At 70.0% G+C, this 17,698-nt stretch carries 19 protein-coding genes; 10 read left to right on the top strand and 9 right to left on the bottom strand.

Annotated features, from left to right (window positions below; all coding sequences use genetic code 11):
- Positions 1-2 precede the first annotated feature (2 nt).
- Genes thiO through ACUZ2Y_RS17265 form a run of 4 tightly spaced genes read left to right on the top strand, consistent with a single transcriptional unit; the run spans position 3 to position 2,548 of the window.
- Positions 3-1,118, top strand: coding sequence for a glycine oxidase ThiO (gene thiO / locus ACUZ2Y_RS17280; protein WP_476320030.1), 1,116 nt, complete (start codon positions 3-5; stop codon positions 1,116-1,118).
- The gene (gene thiS, locus ACUZ2Y_RS17275) at positions 1,115-1,315 is read left to right on the top strand and encodes a sulfur carrier protein ThiS (RefSeq protein WP_476320028.1); all 201 of its coding nucleotides are present in this window, start codon (positions 1,115-1,117) and stop codon (positions 1,313-1,315) included. The genes thiO and thiS overlap by 4 nt, the downstream gene beginning before the upstream one ends.
- 1 nt (position 1,316) lies before the next feature.
- A complete protein-coding gene (gene thiG / locus ACUZ2Y_RS17270) occupies positions 1,317-2,072 on the top strand; it encodes a thiazole synthase (protein WP_476320026.1) in 756 nt (251 codons plus the stop codon).
- 29 nt (positions 2,073-2,101) lie between these two features.
- Positions 2,102-2,548 carry a MarR family winged helix-turn-helix transcriptional regulator gene (locus ACUZ2Y_RS17265; protein ID WP_476320024.1) on the top strand — a complete coding sequence of 149 codons (447 nt, stop codon included), beginning with the start codon at positions 2,102-2,104 and terminating at the stop codon, positions 2,546-2,548.
- Here the strand turns inward: ACUZ2Y_RS17265 and ACUZ2Y_RS17260 are convergent.
- Genes ACUZ2Y_RS17260 through thiC form a run of 3 tightly spaced genes read right to left on the bottom strand, consistent with a single transcriptional unit; the run spans position 2,545 to position 5,852 of the window.
- Complete coding sequence (locus tag ACUZ2Y_RS17260; protein ID WP_476320022.1) at positions 2,545-3,354, bottom strand: ion transporter; 810 nt, start codon at positions 3,352-3,354, stop codon at positions 2,545-2,547. The genes ACUZ2Y_RS17265 and ACUZ2Y_RS17260 overlap by 4 nt on opposite strands.
- A gap of 9 nt (positions 3,355-3,363) precedes the next feature.
- A complete protein-coding gene (thiD, locus tag ACUZ2Y_RS17255) occupies positions 3,364-4,197 on the bottom strand; it encodes a bifunctional hydroxymethylpyrimidine kinase/phosphomethylpyrimidine kinase (protein ID WP_476320020.1) in 834 nt (277 codons plus the stop codon).
- The gene (gene thiC / locus ACUZ2Y_RS17250) at positions 4,197-5,852 is read right to left on the bottom strand and encodes a phosphomethylpyrimidine synthase ThiC (RefSeq protein WP_476320018.1); all 1,656 of its coding nucleotides are present in this window, start codon (positions 5,850-5,852) and stop codon (positions 4,197-4,199) included. The genes thiD and thiC overlap by 1 nt, the downstream gene beginning before the upstream one ends.
- Before the next feature lie 310 nt (positions 5,853-6,162).
- On the opposite strand from thiC, the gene ACUZ2Y_RS17245 reads away from it, so the two are divergent.
- Positions 6,163-6,681 carry a hypothetical protein gene (locus ACUZ2Y_RS17245; RefSeq protein ID WP_476320016.1) on the top strand — a complete coding sequence of 173 codons (519 nt, stop codon included), beginning with the start codon at positions 6,163-6,165 and terminating at the stop codon, positions 6,679-6,681.
- On the opposite strand, the gene ACUZ2Y_RS17240 is transcribed toward ACUZ2Y_RS17245, so the two are convergent.
- Together ACUZ2Y_RS17240 and ACUZ2Y_RS17235 are read right to left on the bottom strand one after the other, a co-directional pair.
- On the bottom strand, positions 6,678-7,277 hold the full coding sequence (locus tag ACUZ2Y_RS17240; RefSeq protein ID WP_476320014.1) for a LysE family translocator: 600 nt from the start codon (positions 7,275-7,277) through the stop codon (positions 6,678-6,680). The genes ACUZ2Y_RS17245 and ACUZ2Y_RS17240 overlap by 4 nt on opposite strands.
- 307 nt (positions 7,278-7,584) lie before the next feature.
- Positions 7,585-8,160 carry a peptide deformylase gene (locus tag ACUZ2Y_RS17235; RefSeq protein ID WP_476320012.1) on the bottom strand — a complete coding sequence of 192 codons (576 nt, stop codon included), beginning with the start codon at positions 8,158-8,160 and terminating at the stop codon, positions 7,585-7,587.
- Between the two features lie 151 nt (positions 8,161-8,311).
- Between ACUZ2Y_RS17235 and ACUZ2Y_RS17230 the strand changes: the two genes are divergently transcribed.
- From ACUZ2Y_RS17230 to ACUZ2Y_RS17220, 3 genes are all read left to right on the top strand, one after another.
- Positions 8,312-8,626 carry a DUF3263 domain-containing protein gene (locus ACUZ2Y_RS17230; protein WP_476320010.1) on the top strand — a complete coding sequence of 105 codons (315 nt, stop codon included), beginning with the start codon at positions 8,312-8,314 and terminating at the stop codon, positions 8,624-8,626.
- On the top strand, positions 8,623-9,243 hold the full coding sequence (locus ACUZ2Y_RS17225) for a LytR C-terminal domain-containing protein (protein ID WP_476320008.1): 621 nt from the start codon (positions 8,623-8,625) through the stop codon (positions 9,241-9,243). The genes ACUZ2Y_RS17230 and ACUZ2Y_RS17225 overlap by 4 nt, the downstream gene beginning before the upstream one ends.
- A 270-nt stretch (positions 9,244-9,513) precedes the next feature.
- On the top strand, positions 9,514-9,915 hold the full coding sequence (locus ACUZ2Y_RS17220) for an SSI family serine proteinase inhibitor (protein WP_476320006.1): 402 nt from the start codon (positions 9,514-9,516) through the stop codon (positions 9,913-9,915).
- Positions 9,916-9,952: 37 nt separating this feature from the next.
- Here the strand turns inward: ACUZ2Y_RS17220 and ACUZ2Y_RS17215 are convergent, their stop codons facing one another.
- The 4 genes from ACUZ2Y_RS17215 to moeA form a co-directional block, all read right to left on the bottom strand.
- Complete coding sequence (locus ACUZ2Y_RS17215; protein ID WP_476320004.1) at positions 9,953-12,172, bottom strand: AAA family ATPase; 2,220 nt, start codon at positions 12,170-12,172, stop codon at positions 9,953-9,955.
- A gap of 32 nt (positions 12,173-12,204) precedes the next feature.
- A complete protein-coding gene (gene pssA, locus ACUZ2Y_RS17210; RefSeq protein WP_476320002.1) occupies positions 12,205-13,179 on the bottom strand; it encodes a CDP-diacylglycerol--serine O-phosphatidyltransferase in 975 nt (324 codons plus the stop codon).
- 3 nt (positions 13,180-13,182) lie between these two features.
- Positions 13,183-13,899 carry a phosphatidylserine decarboxylase gene (locus ACUZ2Y_RS17205; RefSeq protein ID WP_476320000.1) on the bottom strand — a complete coding sequence of 239 codons (717 nt, stop codon included), beginning with the start codon at positions 13,897-13,899 and terminating at the stop codon, positions 13,183-13,185.
- A gap of 387 nt (positions 13,900-14,286) precedes the next feature.
- The gene (gene moeA, locus ACUZ2Y_RS17200) at positions 14,287-15,483 is read right to left on the bottom strand and encodes a molybdopterin molybdotransferase MoeA (RefSeq protein WP_476319998.1); all 1,197 of its coding nucleotides are present in this window, start codon (positions 15,481-15,483) and stop codon (positions 14,287-14,289) included.
- Between the two features lie 154 nt (positions 15,484-15,637).
- Here moeA and ACUZ2Y_RS17195 point away from each other — a divergent pair, with 154 nt between their 5' ends.
- Both ACUZ2Y_RS17195 and ACUZ2Y_RS17190 read left to right on the top strand, forming a co-directional pair.
- Entirely contained in the window at positions 15,638-16,267 is a 630-nt protein-coding gene (locus ACUZ2Y_RS17195) for an AIM24 family protein (RefSeq protein WP_476319996.1), read from the top strand.
- Between the two features lie 55 nt (positions 16,268-16,322).
- Positions 16,323-17,552, top strand: coding sequence for a serine/threonine-protein kinase (locus tag ACUZ2Y_RS17190; protein WP_476319994.1), 1,230 nt, complete (start codon positions 16,323-16,325; stop codon positions 17,550-17,552).
- The last annotated feature ends 146 nt before the right edge of the window (positions 17,553-17,698 follow it).

Raw genomic sequence — 17,698 nt, 5'->3', positions numbered from 1 at the left:
ACATGCGTGACGAGCGCGTCGCCGTTGTGGGCGGTGGCGTTATCGGGCTGTCCGTGGCCTGGCGGCTCGCCGAGTCCGGGTACCCGGTCGTCCTGATCGACCCCTTGCCGACGCGGGGAGCTTCCTGGGTGGCGGGCGGGATGTTGGCGCCGGTCACCGAGTCGTGGCCCGGCGAGGAAGACGTTCTCGCTCTGGGTGCCGAATCGCTCACGCAGTGGCCTGATTTCGCCCAAAAGCTGCAGCCCTTCGGCGAGATCGGTCTCCGGACCGAGGGAACCCTCGCACTGGCGCTTGACGCCGCGGATGTCGGCACGCTTGATGTTCTCGCGGACCACCTGCTCAACTTGGGCCGTGTGGTCGAGCGGCTCACCGGCCGCCAGGTGCGGGCCCTGGAGCCGACGATCGGACCACGTGTCCGAAGTGGACTATCCGTTCCTGGCGATCTTGCGGTGGACAACAGGAACCTGCTCCTCGCGCTGCGTCAAGCGGCCGCCGAGGCCGGGGTCGAGTTCGTGGCCGAGCGGGCGACGGCGGTGCGGCCGGGGCTGGTCGAACTCGGTGAGTCCTTTATGGACTGTTCGGTGGCGGTCATCGCCGCAGGCGCCTGGAGCACCGGACTGCACCCGGCCCTCGAAGCCGTGACGCGGCCGGTGAAGGGGGAGATTCTGCGGCTGCGCACCCGGCACGGCACGCTTCCCTTGCCCACGCGGACGATCCGAGCGCACGTCGAGTCTCGGCCGGTCTATCTCGTGCCCCGGGCCGACGGTGAACTCGTTCTCGGCGCGACCCAGCACGAGGTCGGCTACGACGAGGACGTGACCGTCGGCGGTGTCCGTGACCTGCTCTCCGACGCCGAGCAGGTCCTGCCGGGCATCGCCGAGTACGCGCTGACCGAATGCGCCGCCGGTCTCCGCGCCGGGAGCAAGGACAACCTGCCGCTCATCGGCTGGCTCGAACCCGGCGTGCTCGCCGCCACCGGACATCACCGCAACGGTCTGCTGCTGGCCCCGGCGACCGCCGCCGCGGTCCTCCACATCCTGCGCGACGGCGCGGCCCCCGAGTACGCACGAGCGGCCGACCCGTCCCGTTTCCGGACCACGCAAGGAAGGACGCGATGAGGATCGAACTCAACGGCAGCCCCCGCGAGGTCGCCGACGGAACCACGATCACCGACCTGCTCACCGCGCTCCAGTTGCCCGCCAACGGAATCGCGGTCGCGCTCGACGGCGCGGTGGTGCCCCGCGCCGACCACGCCCGGGCGCCGGTGTCCGAGGGCTCTGTCGTGGAGATCCTGACCGCTGTGCAGGGAGGCTGACATGGACGACCCATTGGTCATCGCCGACCGGGAGTACTCCTCCCGGCTGATCACCGGCACCGGCGGCGCCGCGAACCTCTCCGTGCTGGAGCGCGCGCTCGTCGCCTCGGGCACCGAGCTGACCACGGTGTCGCTGCGCCGAGTCGACACCGCGGGCGGGTCCGGTGTGCTGGAAGTGTTGCGGCGACTGGGAATCGACCCGCTGCCGAACACCGCGGGCTGCCGCACCGCCGCCGAGGCCGTGCTCACCGCCCGCCTGGCAAGGGAAGCGCTCGGCACGAACTGGATCAAACTCGAGGTCATCGCCGACGACAAAACCCTGCTGCCTGACCCGATCGACCTGCTCGACGCCGCGACCACCCTGGTCGACGACGGGTTCGTCGTGCTGCCCTACACCAACGACGACCCGGTTCTCGCCCTGCGGCTGGAGGAGGTCGGCTGCGCCGCGGTCATGCCGCTCGGGTCGCCGATCGGCACCGGTCTGGGCATCCGCAACCCGCACAACATCGAGCTGATCGTGGCCCGTGCCGGGGTCCCGGTGATCCTCGACGCGGGCATCGGAACCGCATCGGACGCCGCGCTCGCCATGGAGCTGGGCTGCTCGGCGGTGCTGTTGGCGACAGCCGTCACCAGGGCCACGGACCCCGAGAAGATGGCCACGGCGATGCGCTCCGCGGTCGTCGCGGGCCGCCTCGCCCGGCAGGCGGGCCGCATACCGCAGCGGTTCTGGGCCCAGGCATCGAGCCCTCCCCGATGAATCTCGGGTGGCGCGCGGCACAATGAGGTATGACATCGGACGCCGAGCAGACCGCGGGTGACGTTCCCGCGCGTCTCTACCTGGCCATCGGGCGACTGTCCCGCTCGCTGCGCCGCTCGGGCAGCCCCGGCCTCGGGCACGGCTCGATCTCCGCGCTGTCGACGCTGGTCGCCTGCGGCGAGCTCCGATTGGGCGACCTCGCGGGCAAAGAAGGCGTGGCCGCCCCCACCATGTCGCGGATCGTCGCGAGCCTGGTCGAGTCCGGCCTGGCCCGCCGCGAGCCGGACGTCGCCGACCGGCGCGCGTTCCTGGTCCAGGCGACCGAGGAAGGCGAGCGCGTCGTCTCCGGTGTCCGCTCGACGCGGGTGCACGAGCTCGGCCGAAGGCTGGAGCGGCTGCCCGCCGACCAAATGGAACGGCTGGTCGCGGCCATCCCCGTCCTCGAAGCCCTGTTGGCAGAAGAACAGAAGTCCTAACGCTCCTCGGCGAGCGTCCGCATCGCGGTGACCTCTTCGCGCAGTGCGCGGATCTCGGTGAGCAGCAGCTGGTCGGACGCGGCCTGCGCGGCGGCGTTCTTCTCCTCCGCCTCCAGCACGTCGTCGGTCATCTCCTGTTCCATGCCGCTCACGACGACGGCGATGAACAGGTTGAGCACCGCGAAGCTCGACACCAGGATGTAGACGACGAAGAAGATCCACGCCATCGGCTGCTCTTTCATCAGCTCCCGGGCGATGTCCGGCCACGCCTCACCGGTCATGACCTGGAACAGCGTGAACAACGACGTGCCGAGGTCGCCGAAGTTCTCCGGCTGGACCGGCCCGAACATCTTGGTCGCCATCACTCCGGCGACATAGAGGATCAGCGCCAGCAGCGCCATGATCGACATCATCCCCGGGATCGACCGCAGCAGGCCGCTGACGACGCGCCGCATCGCGGGGACCATCGAGATCAGCCGCAGCATCCGCAGCACGCGCATCGCGCGCAGCACCGAGAACGGGCCGCTCGCGGGGACCACGGCGATCCCGACGATGATCAGGTCGAAGACGTTCCATGGGTCGCGGAAGAACCTCAAACCGAAGGCGTAGAGCCGGAGTGCGAGTTCGACGACGAAGATCGCCAGCGCGACGCGGTCCAGAAAGGTGAGGACGGTGCCGACCTGGTCGACGACCGCTTTCGACGTCTCCAGGCCGAGCGTGACGGCGTTGAGCAGAATGACGGCGATGATGAACTGCTGAAACCGTCGGTGCGTGACGAGTACCCGGATTGCTTCGCGCGTGATCACCCGGACACCCTAGGGCGTCAGAAAATCACCGGCATCGGGCAGCCGCCACAGCGGGGACACCGGGCCGACGCCACCGCCCAGCGGGTATGCCGCGCGCACCGACCGGGTGATGAAGTCTTTGCCCGCCTTGACCGCGCTCACCATGTCGTTGCCTTTGGCGAGGGCCGCGGTGATCGATGACGCGAGCGTGTCGCCGCTGCCGTGCGTGTGCTTGACGTCGTAGCGCGGGCCGATCAGCTCGATGAAATCCGTGCCGTCGTAGAGCAAGTCCAGGCACTCGGCGTCGTCCCACATGTGGCCGCCCTTGACCAGCACCCATTGCGGGCCGAAGTCCGCCAACGCCTTCGCCGCGTCGCGTTGCTGCTCGCGGGTGCGGACGTCGAGGCCGGTGAGCAGCCGCACCTCGTCGAGATTGGGCGTGACCAGGCTGGCCCGGGGGAACAGCTCGGTGCGGATCGCGTCGAGTGCTTCCCCGGCCAGCAGTGGGTTTCCGTGCATGGACGCGGCCACCGGATCGATCACCAGCGGGGTTCCGGACCGTCCGATGTGGACTCGGTCGCAGGCGGCGGCCACCGCGGAGATGATCTCCGCGGTGGCCAGCATGCCCGTCTTCGCCGCCTGCACGCCGATGTCGGTCGCGACCGCCTCGATCTGCGCGGCCACCACCTCCGGCGGGATGGTGTGGACTCCCGTGACACCAAGGGAGTTCTGCACCGTCACCGCCGTGATCGCGGTCATCCCGTGGACCCCGCAGGCGAAGAACGTCCGCAGGTCGGCCTGGATGCCCGCGCCACCACCGGAATCGGACCCGGCGATGGTCAGGACGCGAGGCGGCGTTCGCATTACTTGGTGTCGACGACAGGCAGGTAGACCTGCTTGCCGTGGTCGACGAACTCGGTCGACATCTCCGCCATGCCCGCCTCGATGGCCTCCACAGAGGACAGACCGTGTTCCTCGGCGTACTTGCGCACGTCCTGGGTGATCTTCATCGAGCAGAACTTCGGGCCGCACATCGAGCAGAAGTGCGCCGTCTTGGCCGGTTCCGCGGGCAGCGTCTCGTCGTGGAACGAGCGCGCGGTGTCCGGGTCGAGCGAGAGGTTGAACTGGTCCTGCCAGCGGAACTCGAAACGCGCCTTGGACAGCGCGTCGTCGCGTTCCTGGGCGCGCGGGTGGCCCTTGGCGAGGTCGGCGGCGTGCGCGGCGATCTTGTAGGTGATCACGCCGACCTTCACGTCGTCGCGGTTGGGCAGGCCCAGGTGCTCCTTCGGCGTGACGTAGCAGAGCATCGCGGTGCCCAGCCAGCCGATCTGCGCCGCGCCGATGGCGGAGGTGATGTGGTCGTACCCAGGGGCAATGTCCGTCGCGAGTGGACCGAGGGTGTAGAACGGCGCCTCGCCGCAGAGTTCCTCTTCGAGGCGGACGTTCTCGGCGATCTTGTGCATCGGCACGTGGCCGGGGCCCTCGATCATCACCTGGACGTCCTTGGCGCGCGCGATGTGCGTCAGCTCGCCCAGCGTGCGCAACTCGGCGAACTGGGCCTCGTCGTTGGCGTCGGCGATCGAGCCGGGGCGCAGGCCGTCGCCGAGAGAGAAGGTGACGTCGTACTCGCGCAGGATGTCGCAGAGTTCCTCGAAGTGCGTGTAAAGGAAGCTCTCCTTGTGGTGCGCCAGGCACCACGCGGCCATGATCGACCCGCCGCGTGAGACGATGCCGGTGACCCGCTTGGCCGTCAGCGGCACGTAGCGCAGCAGCACGCCCGCGTGCACGGTCATGTAGTCGACGCCCTGCTCGCACTGCTCGATCACCGTGTCGCGGTAGATCTCCCACGTGAGCTTGGACGGGTCGCTGTCGACCTTCTCCAGCGCCTGGTAGATCGGCACGGTCCCGATCGGCACGGGCGAGTTGCGCATGATCCACTCGCGGGTCTCGTGGATCCGCTTTCCGGTCGACAGGTCCATGATCGTGTCGGCGCCCCAGCGAGCCGCCCACACCATCTTGTCGACCTCGTCCTCGATCGACGACGACACGGCGGAGTTGCCGATGTTCGCGTTGATCTTGACCAGGAAGTTCTTGCCGATGATCGCAGGCTCGGACTCGGGGTGGTTGCGATTGACCGGGATGACCGCGCGGCCGATCGCCACCTCGTCGCGGACGAACTCGGGGGTCACGCCCTCGCGCTCGGCGCAGAACCGCATCTCCTTGGTGATGATCCCGGCCTTGGCGTAGGCCAACTGCGTCACCGCGCCGTTCACCGGCTCCCGCTCGGCGATCCAGCTCTCCCGCAGCTTGTCGAGTCCATTGTGGACATCGATGGTCGCGTTCTCGTCGGTGTATGGGCCGGAGGTGTCATACAGATCCACTTGCTCACCGTTGGTGAGGTCCACGCGTCGGATCGGAATGCGCAGGCCATCGCCCACGTCCCGGTAGGCCTTGTGCGACCCGATGATCGGGCCGGTGGTCACGGTGGGCCGCACGGAACGGTCGTCAAGAGCGGTCAACGGAAATCCTCCCTACGCCGGCATTACCCGGTCAGGTTCATCGGTCGGCGGCACCGGGTCCAAGACGTGGACACCAGCCGCCCTCTCAGCCCGCCATGGCGCGAGCTCCCGCGTTCTTTTGTGCAGTTGTCCACTCGAACCTAGTCGGCGGACGCGGCGTTGCCAACCGAGCACTAATCTTCCTCACATGCCGCAGCCGTACCCGCCTGGAGCCCGGCGCCTCGGACGACCTGCCTCGGCCGTTCCCTGCACGTCATGCGGCGAACTCATAGGCCGCGGTTACCTGGTGTGCGCGACCTGCACGGAGCGTGTGGACGCCTACTGGACAGCGGACTGGGCCGCGCTGCTCGACACCGAAGGCGTCGTCGCGGGCGACCCCGAGGAGCGGGACCTGGTGGCCCGCGTCTTCGGCGCCGAACCGGGCGCCTTCCCGTGGACCTGCACCGACTGGGCGTTGCGGCTCACGGTCTGCCCGACGTGCCGGGCCGAACTGGGGACCGGCGACAGCGGCTGCCTGGCCTGCGCGGGCGCCGACCAGGCCCGATGGGCGTGGGACTACGCCGCGATGCCCACGGCGATGACGTACAACGAGCACTCCCTGCGCGTCACCATCGCCGGCCTGCGCGCCGCCCACCGCCGCCGCGACACCCAGGTGGCGTACTGGCGGTTGTCGCTGCCGTTCCTGCTCACCGGCGAGCCGATCAGCAAGGTCCAGGCCCAGCGGGTGCGCACCTTCTTGTTAGCCGACCGCGAGGACGAGCTGACATCGACCGCTTCGTACGCCGAGATGGCCGCCCTGCCCGACCTGCCGTGGCGGGCCCTGGCCTAGGTCTCCAGCGCCAGCCGGACACCCAGCGCGATCAGGACGGCCCCGGAGAACCGCTCCAGCCGCGTCCGCACCTCGGTGCGCCGCAGCCACCCCATCACGCGGGTGAGCAGGGCGATCACCAGCAGGTACCAGACGGTGTCGATCACCACCCAGAGCCCGGCGAGGGCGAGCAGCACCCAGTTCGGCGCATCGGGGGAGACGAACTGCGGGAGGAACGAGATGGCGAACACGGCGAGCTTCGGGTTCGCCAGGTTGACCAGCAGGCCCGCGCGGAAACCGGAACCGCCCGTCACCTCGGTCTCGGTGTGCTCGTGTCTGCCGAACAACGCCTTGACGCCGAACCAGACCAGCACACCGACGCCGACGATCCGCAGCCCTTGGTAGGCGATCTCGGACGCCACCAGCAGCACCGACAACCCCAGCCCGGCCGCGACCGCCCACACGGTGACGCCGACCTCCATACCCGCCATCGTCGCCAGCGCACCGCGGCGGCCGCCGCGGATCGCCTGTCGCAGCAGCATCGCGGTGCCGACCCCGGGCACCATGGCGAGCAGGAACGAGGCGATGAGGAAGGCGAGGAAACCGGACCAAGTCACCCAGGCATGGTGCGACACCCCCACCCCAGCTCGCCACACCTTTTCGCGAGTCGCCCCGCCAGGCAAACGAGTCGCCCCTTCCGGCAACCGAGTTCAACCGTCAGGCAAGTGAGTTCAACCGTCAGGCAAGTGAGTTCAACCGTCAGGCAAGTGAGTTCGACGTTCGCGCGGTCTGGCCCGTCACCGGCGTGCACACGCACTGCCTGAACGTCGAACTCACTTGCCCGACGGTTGAACTCACTTGCCCGACGGTTGAACTCGGTTGCTGGAAGGGGCGACTCGTTCGCTGGAAGGGGCGACTCGCGGGTCAGTCGTCGGCGAAGGGGTCTTCGGTGGTGGACGGGTCCCAGGACAGGCCGGGGACGCCCCACTTGTTCGCCTTCACTGCCCGCTTGGCCTCGCGCTGGTTGCGGCCGACGAGGCGGTTCAGGTAGAGGAAGCCGTCGAGGTGGTCGGTCTCGTGCTGCAGGCAGCGCGCGAAGAAGCCGGTGCCCTCGACCTCGATGGGCGACCCGTCGACGTCCTGGCCGGTGACTTTCGCCCAGTCGGCGCGGCCGGTGGGGAAGGACTCGCCGGGGACCGACAGGCAGCCCTCGTAGTCGTCGTCCGGGTCGGGCATGCCGTCGGGGATCTCCGACGTCGTCAGCACGGGGTTGACCACCGTGCCGCGGTGCCGCACGCCATCGTCGTCCGGGCAGTCGTAGACGAACACGCGCCGCGCGAACCCGATCTGGTTGGCGGCCAGGCCGACGCCGTTGGCCGCCTCCATCGTCTCGAACATGTCGGCGACCAGAGTCTTGAGTTCGTCGTCGAACCGGTCGATCGGCGTGGTCGGAGCGTGCAGGACGGGGTCGCCGACGATCCGGATCGGGTGAACTGTCATACGGGCAGGGTAGTTATTGCGCGTTGACGGACGCGCCGAGGACATGACGATCACATCGGGTGGTGACGTGGTGTAATGGCGCCTGAGGATCACACCTGTGTGATTCCGGTGCGGGAGCACGGATTCGCCAGACCGTGAGGCGAGGAGCCAGATGAACACCGCTGAGGCATCGGCCTTTTCGGACCCGCGACCCACGCGGGCGAAAGCGTCCAGCGGGCTCAGTGAGCGAGATCACACGATCTTGGCTTTCGAGCGACAGTGGTGGAAGTGCGCGGGCTCCAAGGAGCAGGCGATCCGCGAGCTGTTCGAGATGTCGAGCACCAGGTACTACCAGGTACTCAACGACCTGATCGAAAAGACCGAAGCCTTGGCCGTCGACCCGATGCTGGTGAAGCGACTGCGCCGGATGCGGTCGACCAGGTACAGCGCGCGGTCCGTGCGGAGACTGGGATTGGAATCGCGATGACCACAGACCCGTCCGTGGCGCGTCCGGGCAAGATCGCCGGTCTCGTCTTGATCGGTGTCGCCGCCGTGGCCACCGTTCTCGGTGTCGTCACACTGCTCGGCGGCAACGGCGACAGCGAGGCAGGCCAACAACCGCAGAGTTCGGCGCCCGCCGCGTCGCAGCCCTCCGTCGCGCCGCCATCGACCTCAGGGTCGTCCTCGGGCACGTCGTCGTCCTCGGCCGCGCCGACCACGACGACCGCTCCACCCGCCACGACGCCCCCGCCTGCCAGTACCGCGCCCGCGCCGGGCTCGGGTCAGCCGGGCACACCGTCCACAAAGGACCAACCGGTCCGGATCTACAACAACAGCACGATCGCCGACTTGGCCTCCCGTGCGCAAAACGATCTCTCCGGCCACGGCTGGAACGTCATCGAGACCGGGAACTACTCGCAGGGGATCATCCCGACGACGACCGTGTACTTCGTTCCCGGCACCGCCGAGGAGGCTGCCGCGCGGGCGCTGGCGGCGGAGTTCGGTATTCGCTCCGAGCCGCGTTTCGACGGCATCAAGGATTCGAGTCCTGGTCTTATCCTGATCGTCACCAAAGATTATCGCGGCGCGGCGGGCAAGGAATAACTTCCTTTGACCGGAAACGGCTTCCGATAAAGGAAGCGGTGGGCTCGGCGGTCCGTAGCGCCCCGGCCTGCAGGGCGTCCACCAGCGGCAAGGTTCTTTAACCCGGCCGCTTGCGCCATTCGGTGGGCGGCCATCGGGCGACAATTGTGCGGCCGGTCACGGGCGAAAGGAAGAATCGCGCCCGGGTTGCGATGTTTTTTCATCGGCCTACTCTCGAATTCGTTCGGTCATCGATCATGACCGCGAAACCACGAGAGGGTTGACTGACCTATGTTGCGCAAGGTCCTTATCTTCGCTTTCGCCGCCGCTACCGCGGTGGCGACGGCTCAGCCTGCTTCGGCGACGCCCACCGCGGTGGCACCGGTGGCCGCAGTGTCGTCGCTAGTCCTCACCTACCAGCACGAGGGCGACCCCATGCGGGTCGGCACGCTGCGCTGCGAGCCCGCGGGCGGGCACCACCGCAGCCCGGAGACCGCCTGCGCCCAGCTCGCCTCGGTGGCGGGCGACTTCACCGCGCTGCTGGTGCACCCGGACCGGATGTGCACGATGCACGTCGACCCGGTGCGCGTCACCGCGACCGGGACCTGGGGCGGCCGCCGCGTCTCCTACGACGAGACGTTCGGCAACGCGTGCCAGCTCTTCGTCGAGACCGGCGCTGTCTTCGCCATCTGACCGAACCGGACCGGCGGGGCGACCCCCCGCCGGTCTGTCAGGCCTTGCGGGACTCGGCGTAGGCCTCCAGGGTCGCGAGCTGCGCCGGGTCCAGCGACGGGCGCACCTTCTCCCGCGCCTGATCCAGATGTCCCGCGGTCACCTCGGCCGCGTCCAAGCTCTCGCGCATCGCGGTGAGGGCCGCCTCCCGCAGGACGGCGGCGCAGTCGGCCGCCGAGTAGCCCTCCAGCCGCTTGGCGAACTCGACCAGGTCGACGTCCGGCGCCAGCGGGATGTTGCGGGCGGTCGCCTGCAGGATGGCCGCGCGGGCCTCGGCGTCCGGCGGCGGCACGTAGATCAGCCGCTCCAGCCTGCCGGGGCGCAGCAGCGCGGGATCGACCAGCTCAGGGCGGTTCGTCGCGCCGACGACCACCACGTCGCGCAGCGGCTCCACGCCGTCGAGCTCGGTCAGCAGGGCCGCGACGACCCGGTCGGAGACGCCCGAGTCCGACGACTGGCCGCGGCGCGGCGCCAAGGCGTCGATCTCGTCGAGGAAGATCAGCGCGGGCGCGGCCTCGGCGGCGCGGCGGAACAGCTCGCGGACGGCGCGCTCGGACTCGCCGACCCACTTGTCCATGAGCTCCGCGCCCTTGACCGACAGCACGTTGAGCTGCCCGCTGCCCGCCAGCGCGCGGACCAGGAACGTCTTGCCGCCGCCGGGCGGACCGTAGAGCAGCACGCCGCGCGGCGGGGCGACGCCCAGGCGGGCGAAGGAATCCGGGTAGCGCAGCGGCCACAGCACCGCCTCGGTGAGCGCCTGCTTGGTCTCCACCATGTCGCCGACGTCTTCGAGCGCGATGTTGCCGGTGCGCAGGGTGTCCGAAGTAGACATCGAGGTCGGGCGGACGGTGTCGAGGGCGCCGAGGATGTCCGCTGACTCGATGCGCGGGTCTTCGGCGTCCTTGTGCCGCAGCGCCGCGCGGATGGCGGCCTCGCGGCGCAGTGCGATCAGGTCGGCGGCGACGAAGCCGGGGGTGCGCTCGGCGATCGCCGCGTAGTCCACATCGGACACGACCGGCACGTCGCGGAACAGCACGCGCAGCAGCTCGGTGCGGGTCTTGCCGTCGGGCAGCGTCAGCCGCAGCTCGCGGTCGATCAGCTCGACACCGCGGACCCGGGGGTCGATGGCCTCGGGGTGGGCGGTCGTCGCGACCAGCGCGACTCGCGGGATGGCGATGGCGGCGCGCAGCGAGTCCAGCACCACGGTCGCGACCGGGGGTGGGGTGGTGGCGGGCAGCAGGGCGTCGATGTCGGTGATCAGCAGGACGCCTGCCTTGCCCGCGTCGGAGTGCGCGCGGATCTCCGCGATCGCGCTGTCCACCAGGGCCGCGGTCGACCTCGCTTCCAGGACGGCGGCGGTGGGACCCGACAGTTCGACGACGGCGGCGTCCACCGAGTGGGCGACCGAGCGGACGACGGTCGACTTCCCGACCCCCTCCGGGCCGGTGACCAGCGCGCCGAGGCGAGGCGCGGCGCCGAGTTTCGCCAGCAGTTCCGGGCGGGTGAACGCCAACTCGAACCATTCGCCGAGCGCGCGGGCGGCGTCTTGGGCACCCACCAAGTCAGCGATGGGCGTTGGTGGTTCCGCAGGGACGGGTGGGGCAGGTCGGACGGGCGTCGTGGCGACCGGGGCGGGTGCGCGCTCGCCCGTGCGCGGGCCGTCCCGCCAGCCGACCACAGTGGACGGATGCACGGTGACCGCGCCCGGCGGGTCGGTCGCGGTGATCGTGAGCAGCTCGTTGGTCCACGTCATGCCGATTGCCCGCGACAGCTTGCCGCGCACCGCCGAGACGTCCGTGCCGGGCGGCGGGGACAGGTCTTGCGGCAGCAGCGACACCGCGTCGCCCGCCGTGAGGACCTTGCCGACCAGAGCCAACCGGACGGTCTCCGGGGTCAGCGAGGTCGTGGCCAGGCGCGAACCCGCGACGGTCACCGAACGCGCGGGGGCGACGTCGACCTGCGCGACGACGACCTCGGCGCCCTCGGTGACACCGAGGTTGGACATGGTCACGTCGTCGAGCAGGATCACCCCGGTCGGCCCCGCCGGGTCACCTTCGGCGGCCAGCGCGGAACTGACGCGCGCGCCGGTGAGTTGGACGGCGTCCCAGTGCCGCACGCCGAGGGCGTCGAGCACTTCCCGGTGCAGCCGCACCACCCCGCGCCGGGTGTCGAGCGCGGACGGGGAAAGCCGGGCGGTCAGCGTGATCTGTGATCCCACGCCGCGAGCCTAGAGCTTGTCGCTCTTGGACGTCAGCGCGACTGCTCGCGCCGCAGCCCCGTGCGCCGCCAGCCGCGCCTGCGGACCGGGCCCGCCACGCTCGGCTCGGGCGCCGGGGGCGCCCCCTGCTGTCCGCCGTTGCGGCTGGGCAGCCGGACCGCGCGCTTGGCCGCGCCCGCGACCCGGTGCAGCGGCGGCCGCAGCCCGATCCGGCGCTGCGTGCCGTGCTCGCGCTTGATCGCGCGACGCTCCTTCGACGGCACGTCCCACGCTTCGGGGTGGTTGGCCAGCCAGCGCTTGCGCCGCACCGCGAACGGGATGTGGACCAGGTAGAGCACCAGGGCGACGGCCAGCGCGATCATCGGGTAGGTGATCACCGCGGCGGCGAGCAGACCCACGCCCACCAGCATCGGCGCCACCGCGCGCGGCGAGACCTTGACCGACTTCACCGACAGCGTCGGGATGCGGCTGATCAGCAGTGTGGCGACGGCCACGGTCCACAGCGCGATGAACGGCTTGGACTGCCACCACACGTCGCGGGGGCCGTACTCGATGGTCAGCATCATCGGCAGCAGCGCGAGCAGACCGCCGGCGGGCGCCGGGACGCCGACGAAGAACTCCTTGGCGTACGGCGGCTGCTCGGTGTCGTCGAGCAGTGTGTTGAACCGGGCCAGGCGCAGGATCATGCACACCGCGAAGATCAGGGCGATGCCCCAGCCCAGGCGGTTGTCCGGGAACTTCCAGACGTAGATCACCAGCGCCGGCGCGACACCGAACGAGATGGCGTCGGCCAGCGAGTCCAGCTCGGCGCCCATCTTGCTGGTCGCGTCGAGGAGCCGGGCGATGCGGCCGTCGAGGCTGTCCAGGATGGCCGCGACGCCGATGGCCGCGATCACCGCGGCCCACTGACCGCGCATGGCGAAGTGGACGGCCGAGAGCCCGGCGCACATCGCCAGGACGGTTATCGCGTTGGGCAGCAGGCGCACTCCGGGTGACGCAGGCGCCATCGGTCAGCGCTCCGCGGCGGGCAGTTCGGCCAGCACGGTCTCGCCGCCGATGGTCCGCTGACCAGCTTCGACGAGCACCCGGCTGCCCGTGGGCACGTAGAGGTCCACGCGGGAGCCGAAGCGGATGAGGCCGTACGTGGTGCCGGCGTTGACCTTGTCGCCGTCGGCGACCTGGCAGATGATCCGCCGCGCGACAAGGCCGGCGATCTGCACGACGGCCAGGTCGTGGCCGTCGATGGTGTGGATGTGCAGGCTGTTGCGCTCGTTGACCTCGCTGGCCGCGTCCAGGTCGGCGGAGAGGAACTCGCCGTCCTTGTGGATCGCGCGCACGACCTGGCCGGTCGCGGGGGAGCGCTGGACGTGCACGTCGAACACCGAGAGGAACACGCTGATCCGCAGCATCGGGTTGTCGCCCAGGTCGAGCTCGGCGGGCGGAACAGCCTCGATGACGTGGGAGACGGTGCCGTCGGCGGGCGCCACCGCGATCCCCGGCCGCTGCGGGGTGACCCGCTTGGGCTCGCGGAAGAACCACGCCAGCCACGCGGTGAACACACCGCTGAGAACCCCGACCCGACGCGAACGGCGTCGGATCATCAGCGTCGCCATAAGCGCGCCGATGACAAACGGCCGACCGCCCGGGTGGACCGGCGGGATGATGCTTTTGGTCAGCTCGACCGCGTGCTTGAAGGCATCGGACGGGGGCTGCGACGGGGCGGACATCAGGTGGCTGGTTTCCTCGCGACTCGGCCGGATTTGCCCACACGCTACGCCAAGAGTCGTATAGACCGAGATCTGACCGGCCTGGAAACACAGGGCACCCGACCAGCCCGTGCGCCCCCCGACGGCGCACGGCACCGATCGGATGCCCCGTTGCGGAGCCATTCGATTCTACGCGCCCACACCCGGCTGATCAATCCGACCGGTGAGCGGACGATTACTTGCTGTCGCGATCTTACCGAAGCGTCCCGAGGCAGGCCCACGCGGTCTCCGGCGCTCACCGACAGCCCTCAGCGTTCGCCGAGTGTGTCCCGACCCACCGCGCCCTCCCTGAACGTGACCGCGTTCGGACGTGCGGAGAATGGGCCGCTCGGCCGGCGTGGGGCGGGTTTAATCGAGCAAGATCAGGTCTACCTTGTCGCCCGCTTTGACCTGTTCGATGCCCACCGGGATTTCGATCAGGCAGTTCGATGCGGCGAAAGCGGACAGTAGGTGCGATCCCGGGCCGCCGACCGGCATCACCTCCACCATTCCGTCATCGTGGCGGGCTCGTCGATATTGGGTCTTCGTGCCCGGTGACGACATATCCACCGTCGCCCGGGCCTGGGCGCGGGGGCGGTTTATGACCCGGTGCCCTAAAGCGCCCAGCAATGCGGGGCGGACGAACAGTTCGAAAGACAGGGCCGCGCTCACCGGGTTGCCCGGCAGGGTCAGTACCGGGAGGCCGAGGAAGGTCCCGAAGCCCTGGGGGCCGCCGGGTTGCATCGCGACCCGCACGAATTCGACGCCGTGGCCGGTGAGGGCGTCCTTGACGACCTCGTACGCGCCCGCGCTCACGCCGCCCGAGGTGATCAGGAGGTCGGCGCCTGGTGCGTGTTCGGCGACTACCGCGCGGAATTTGTCGACGTCGTCGGGGACGAACCGGAGGACGGTCGCGCTGCCGCCGATCTCGCGAACCGCGGCGGCGATGAGGACGCTGTTCGACTCATAGATGTGGCCTGGCGGCAGGGGTTCGCCCGCCGCGACCAGTTCCGACCCTGTCGAGAGCACGATGACGCGCGGGGGCCTGCGGACCGGGAGAGTGCCGAGGCCGACCGCCGCCGCCAGGCCCAATTGCGGGGGGCCGAGCACGGTGCCCGTGTGTAGGACCGTGACGCCTTCCACGACGTCCTCGCCCGTTCGGCGAAGGTGCTTGCCTGCGGGGACCGACGAGGTGATGTGCACGGTCTCCGTCCCGGCGTCGGTCAGCTCGACCTGCACGACCGCGTCCGCCCCCGGGGGCAAGGGTGCGCCGGTCATGATCCGGTGGGCCGTGCCCGGCTCCAGCGGTTGTACGTCGGTGCGGCCTGCCGGGATGTCGTCGGCGACCGGCAGCGTGACCGGCGCGTCGGCTATGTCCTCAGCGCGGACCGCGTAGCCGTCCATGGCGGAGTTGTCGAAGGGCGGCAGCGACACCCCGGCCACCACGTCCTCGGCCAGGACCAGGCCCAGGCAGTCGGCGAGCGGGACGGACACGACGGGCAGCGGCGGCAGGAGTGCGGCGACTTGGTCGCGGTACTCCCCGGCCGTGTAGGTGCGTTTTGCCACGCGACCATCCTTCCTTATCGCCGGCGGCGTTCGAGTACCGTCGCGCCGACGGAAAGTCACCTAGGGGACCGTGACGGCGACTGACCGCGGTCACCGCCACTCCGCGCCTGTTCCCCGGTAGGTGACCAACCTCAGAATTTCGGGGAGGCGCGCAGTGCAGGTCCGTACTCGGCACACGCCGGCTTTTGGCGTGGCACGGCTCATGTTGGCGCCTGGGGAAGCGGTTCAGGCCGACTACTCGGCGCTGCTGGCCACCAGTTTCGGTGTGCTGGTCGACCAGCGTCGTGAAGGCGGCCGGTCCAAGGGCAGACCCACCGTGTTCACCGCCCCCGCCGAGGGTGGCTGGGTCGACGTCGCCCCTGCTCTGCCCGGCGAGGTCTACGCGCTCGACCTGGACGGGACCGCGGGTTGGTGTGTCGCCCGCGGCGTCGGGCTCGCCGTCGCGAGCACCCTGCGGGTCGATCCGAGCTGGCCCAGCTTCCACGCCCTCTTCGGCGCCGAGCACGGCTTCCTCGAACACGTCAGCGGCGTCGGCACCATGGTCCTGGCCGTCTGCGGCGCCCTCGACGTGGCGACTCTGGAACCCGGCGAAGCCATCACGGTCGACCCGGCGAGCGTGCTGGCCTACAGCGACGGCACCCAGTGCAGGCTGCGCGCCGTCAGCCAGTCCGGCCCGCAGTCGGTGCGCACCGGCGAGGGTTTGATGCTCGACATCGCCGGCCCGGGCAGGCTCCTCACGCAGACCAGGACCCCCCGGGCGATGGCGGGCTGGCTCGCCCGCTGAATGGATCTCACGGAACCGGACGTGGGCGTCACAACGCCCACGTTAGGCTCCTCGCGTGTCGGAGGACCTCACTGGACGTCGCCTAGGGCATTACCGCATCGACGGAGTGCTCGGCAAGGGCGGAATGAGCGTGATGTATCGCGCCACCGACGTCAGACTCGGGCGCAAGGTCGCGCTCAAGGTCATCGCCGAACACCTCACCGAGGACCCAGAGTTCCGTGAGCGGTTCGTCGACGAGGCCCGCAACACCTCGGCCATCGACCACTCCAACGTGGTGCCGCTCTACGACTTCGGTGAGGTCGACGGGCTGCTCTACATCGCGATGCGGCTCGTCGAGGGCGCCGACATGGCGAGCCTGGTCAAGGACGGCCCGATGGCGCCGCAGCGGGCGATCAGCCTGCTCAGCCAGGTCGCCGAGGCCCTCGACAACCTGCACGAACGCGGCCTGGTGCACCTCGACGTCAAGCCGGCCAACGTGCTGGTCACCTCGCGCGAGTCGGCCACCGAGCATGTCTACGTCGCCGACTTCGGCCTGACCCGGCGCGGCGCCACCGGCCACCGCACCCGCGGCGGCGACTTCCTCGGCTCGCCGACCTACGCCGCGCCCGAGCACCTGCGCGGTGAGCCGGTCGACGGCCGCACCGACGCGTACTCGCTGGCCTGCGTCCTGTTCGCCTGCCTCAGCGGCCGCCCGCCCTTCCAGGGGCAGGTGTCCGAGGTCATCCAGGGCCACCTCAACCGCGAGGCCCCGAGGCTGACCGACTTCGCCCCCGGCCTGCCGCCCGCGATCGACGACGTCGTGCGGCGCGGCATGTCCAAGCAGCCCGGCCAGCGCTACGTCAGCTGCCGTGAGCTGATCGCCGCCGCCCGCCAGGCGCTGTCCGCCCCGCCCCGGCAGGCACCCCAGCAGCAGCGGCCCGTGCAGCAGCAGACGTTCCAGCAGTTCCCCACACCGCCGCGACCGCCGCAGCAGACCTCCCATGCCGAGCCGGTGCGGCTGCGTCCGCCGGTCCCCGCCGGGGCCGCGGCCTTCGGCAAGGAGCGCGGCGGCCACCGCTGGGTCGCTCCGGTGCTGGTCGGGCTGGTGGCGATCGGCCTGATCATCGGCGCCATCGTGTTCCTCTCGCCGAAAGAGGACGACCCCGGGGGCGGCGGCGGGACGTCCACGACCGGTCCCTCGATCCCGGTCGGACCGGACGAGTCCGGCGGGCCGTCGGGCAGTTCGAAGCCCACGACCCGCAAGACGCTGCCGTCCATCTCGCTTGTGGCGCCGCCCTCCAACTGAGGGTCGTTTCTTGCACTCGACGGCTGAGAGTGCTAAAACCGAGTTAGCACTCGGCCTCTCCGAGTGCCAAAGGTCGGGACGGTGAGGCCGGCGTTATCGCCGGGCGTCCGTCGCGGGCACCGAGCCTGGCCACGCTTTCGTGTTTC

The organism is Actinokineospora sp. UV203 (genome assembly GCF_056323665.1).
The sequence above is the reverse complement of the archived record's forward strand: the minus strand, read 5'-3'. Positions and strand labels throughout refer to the sequence as shown.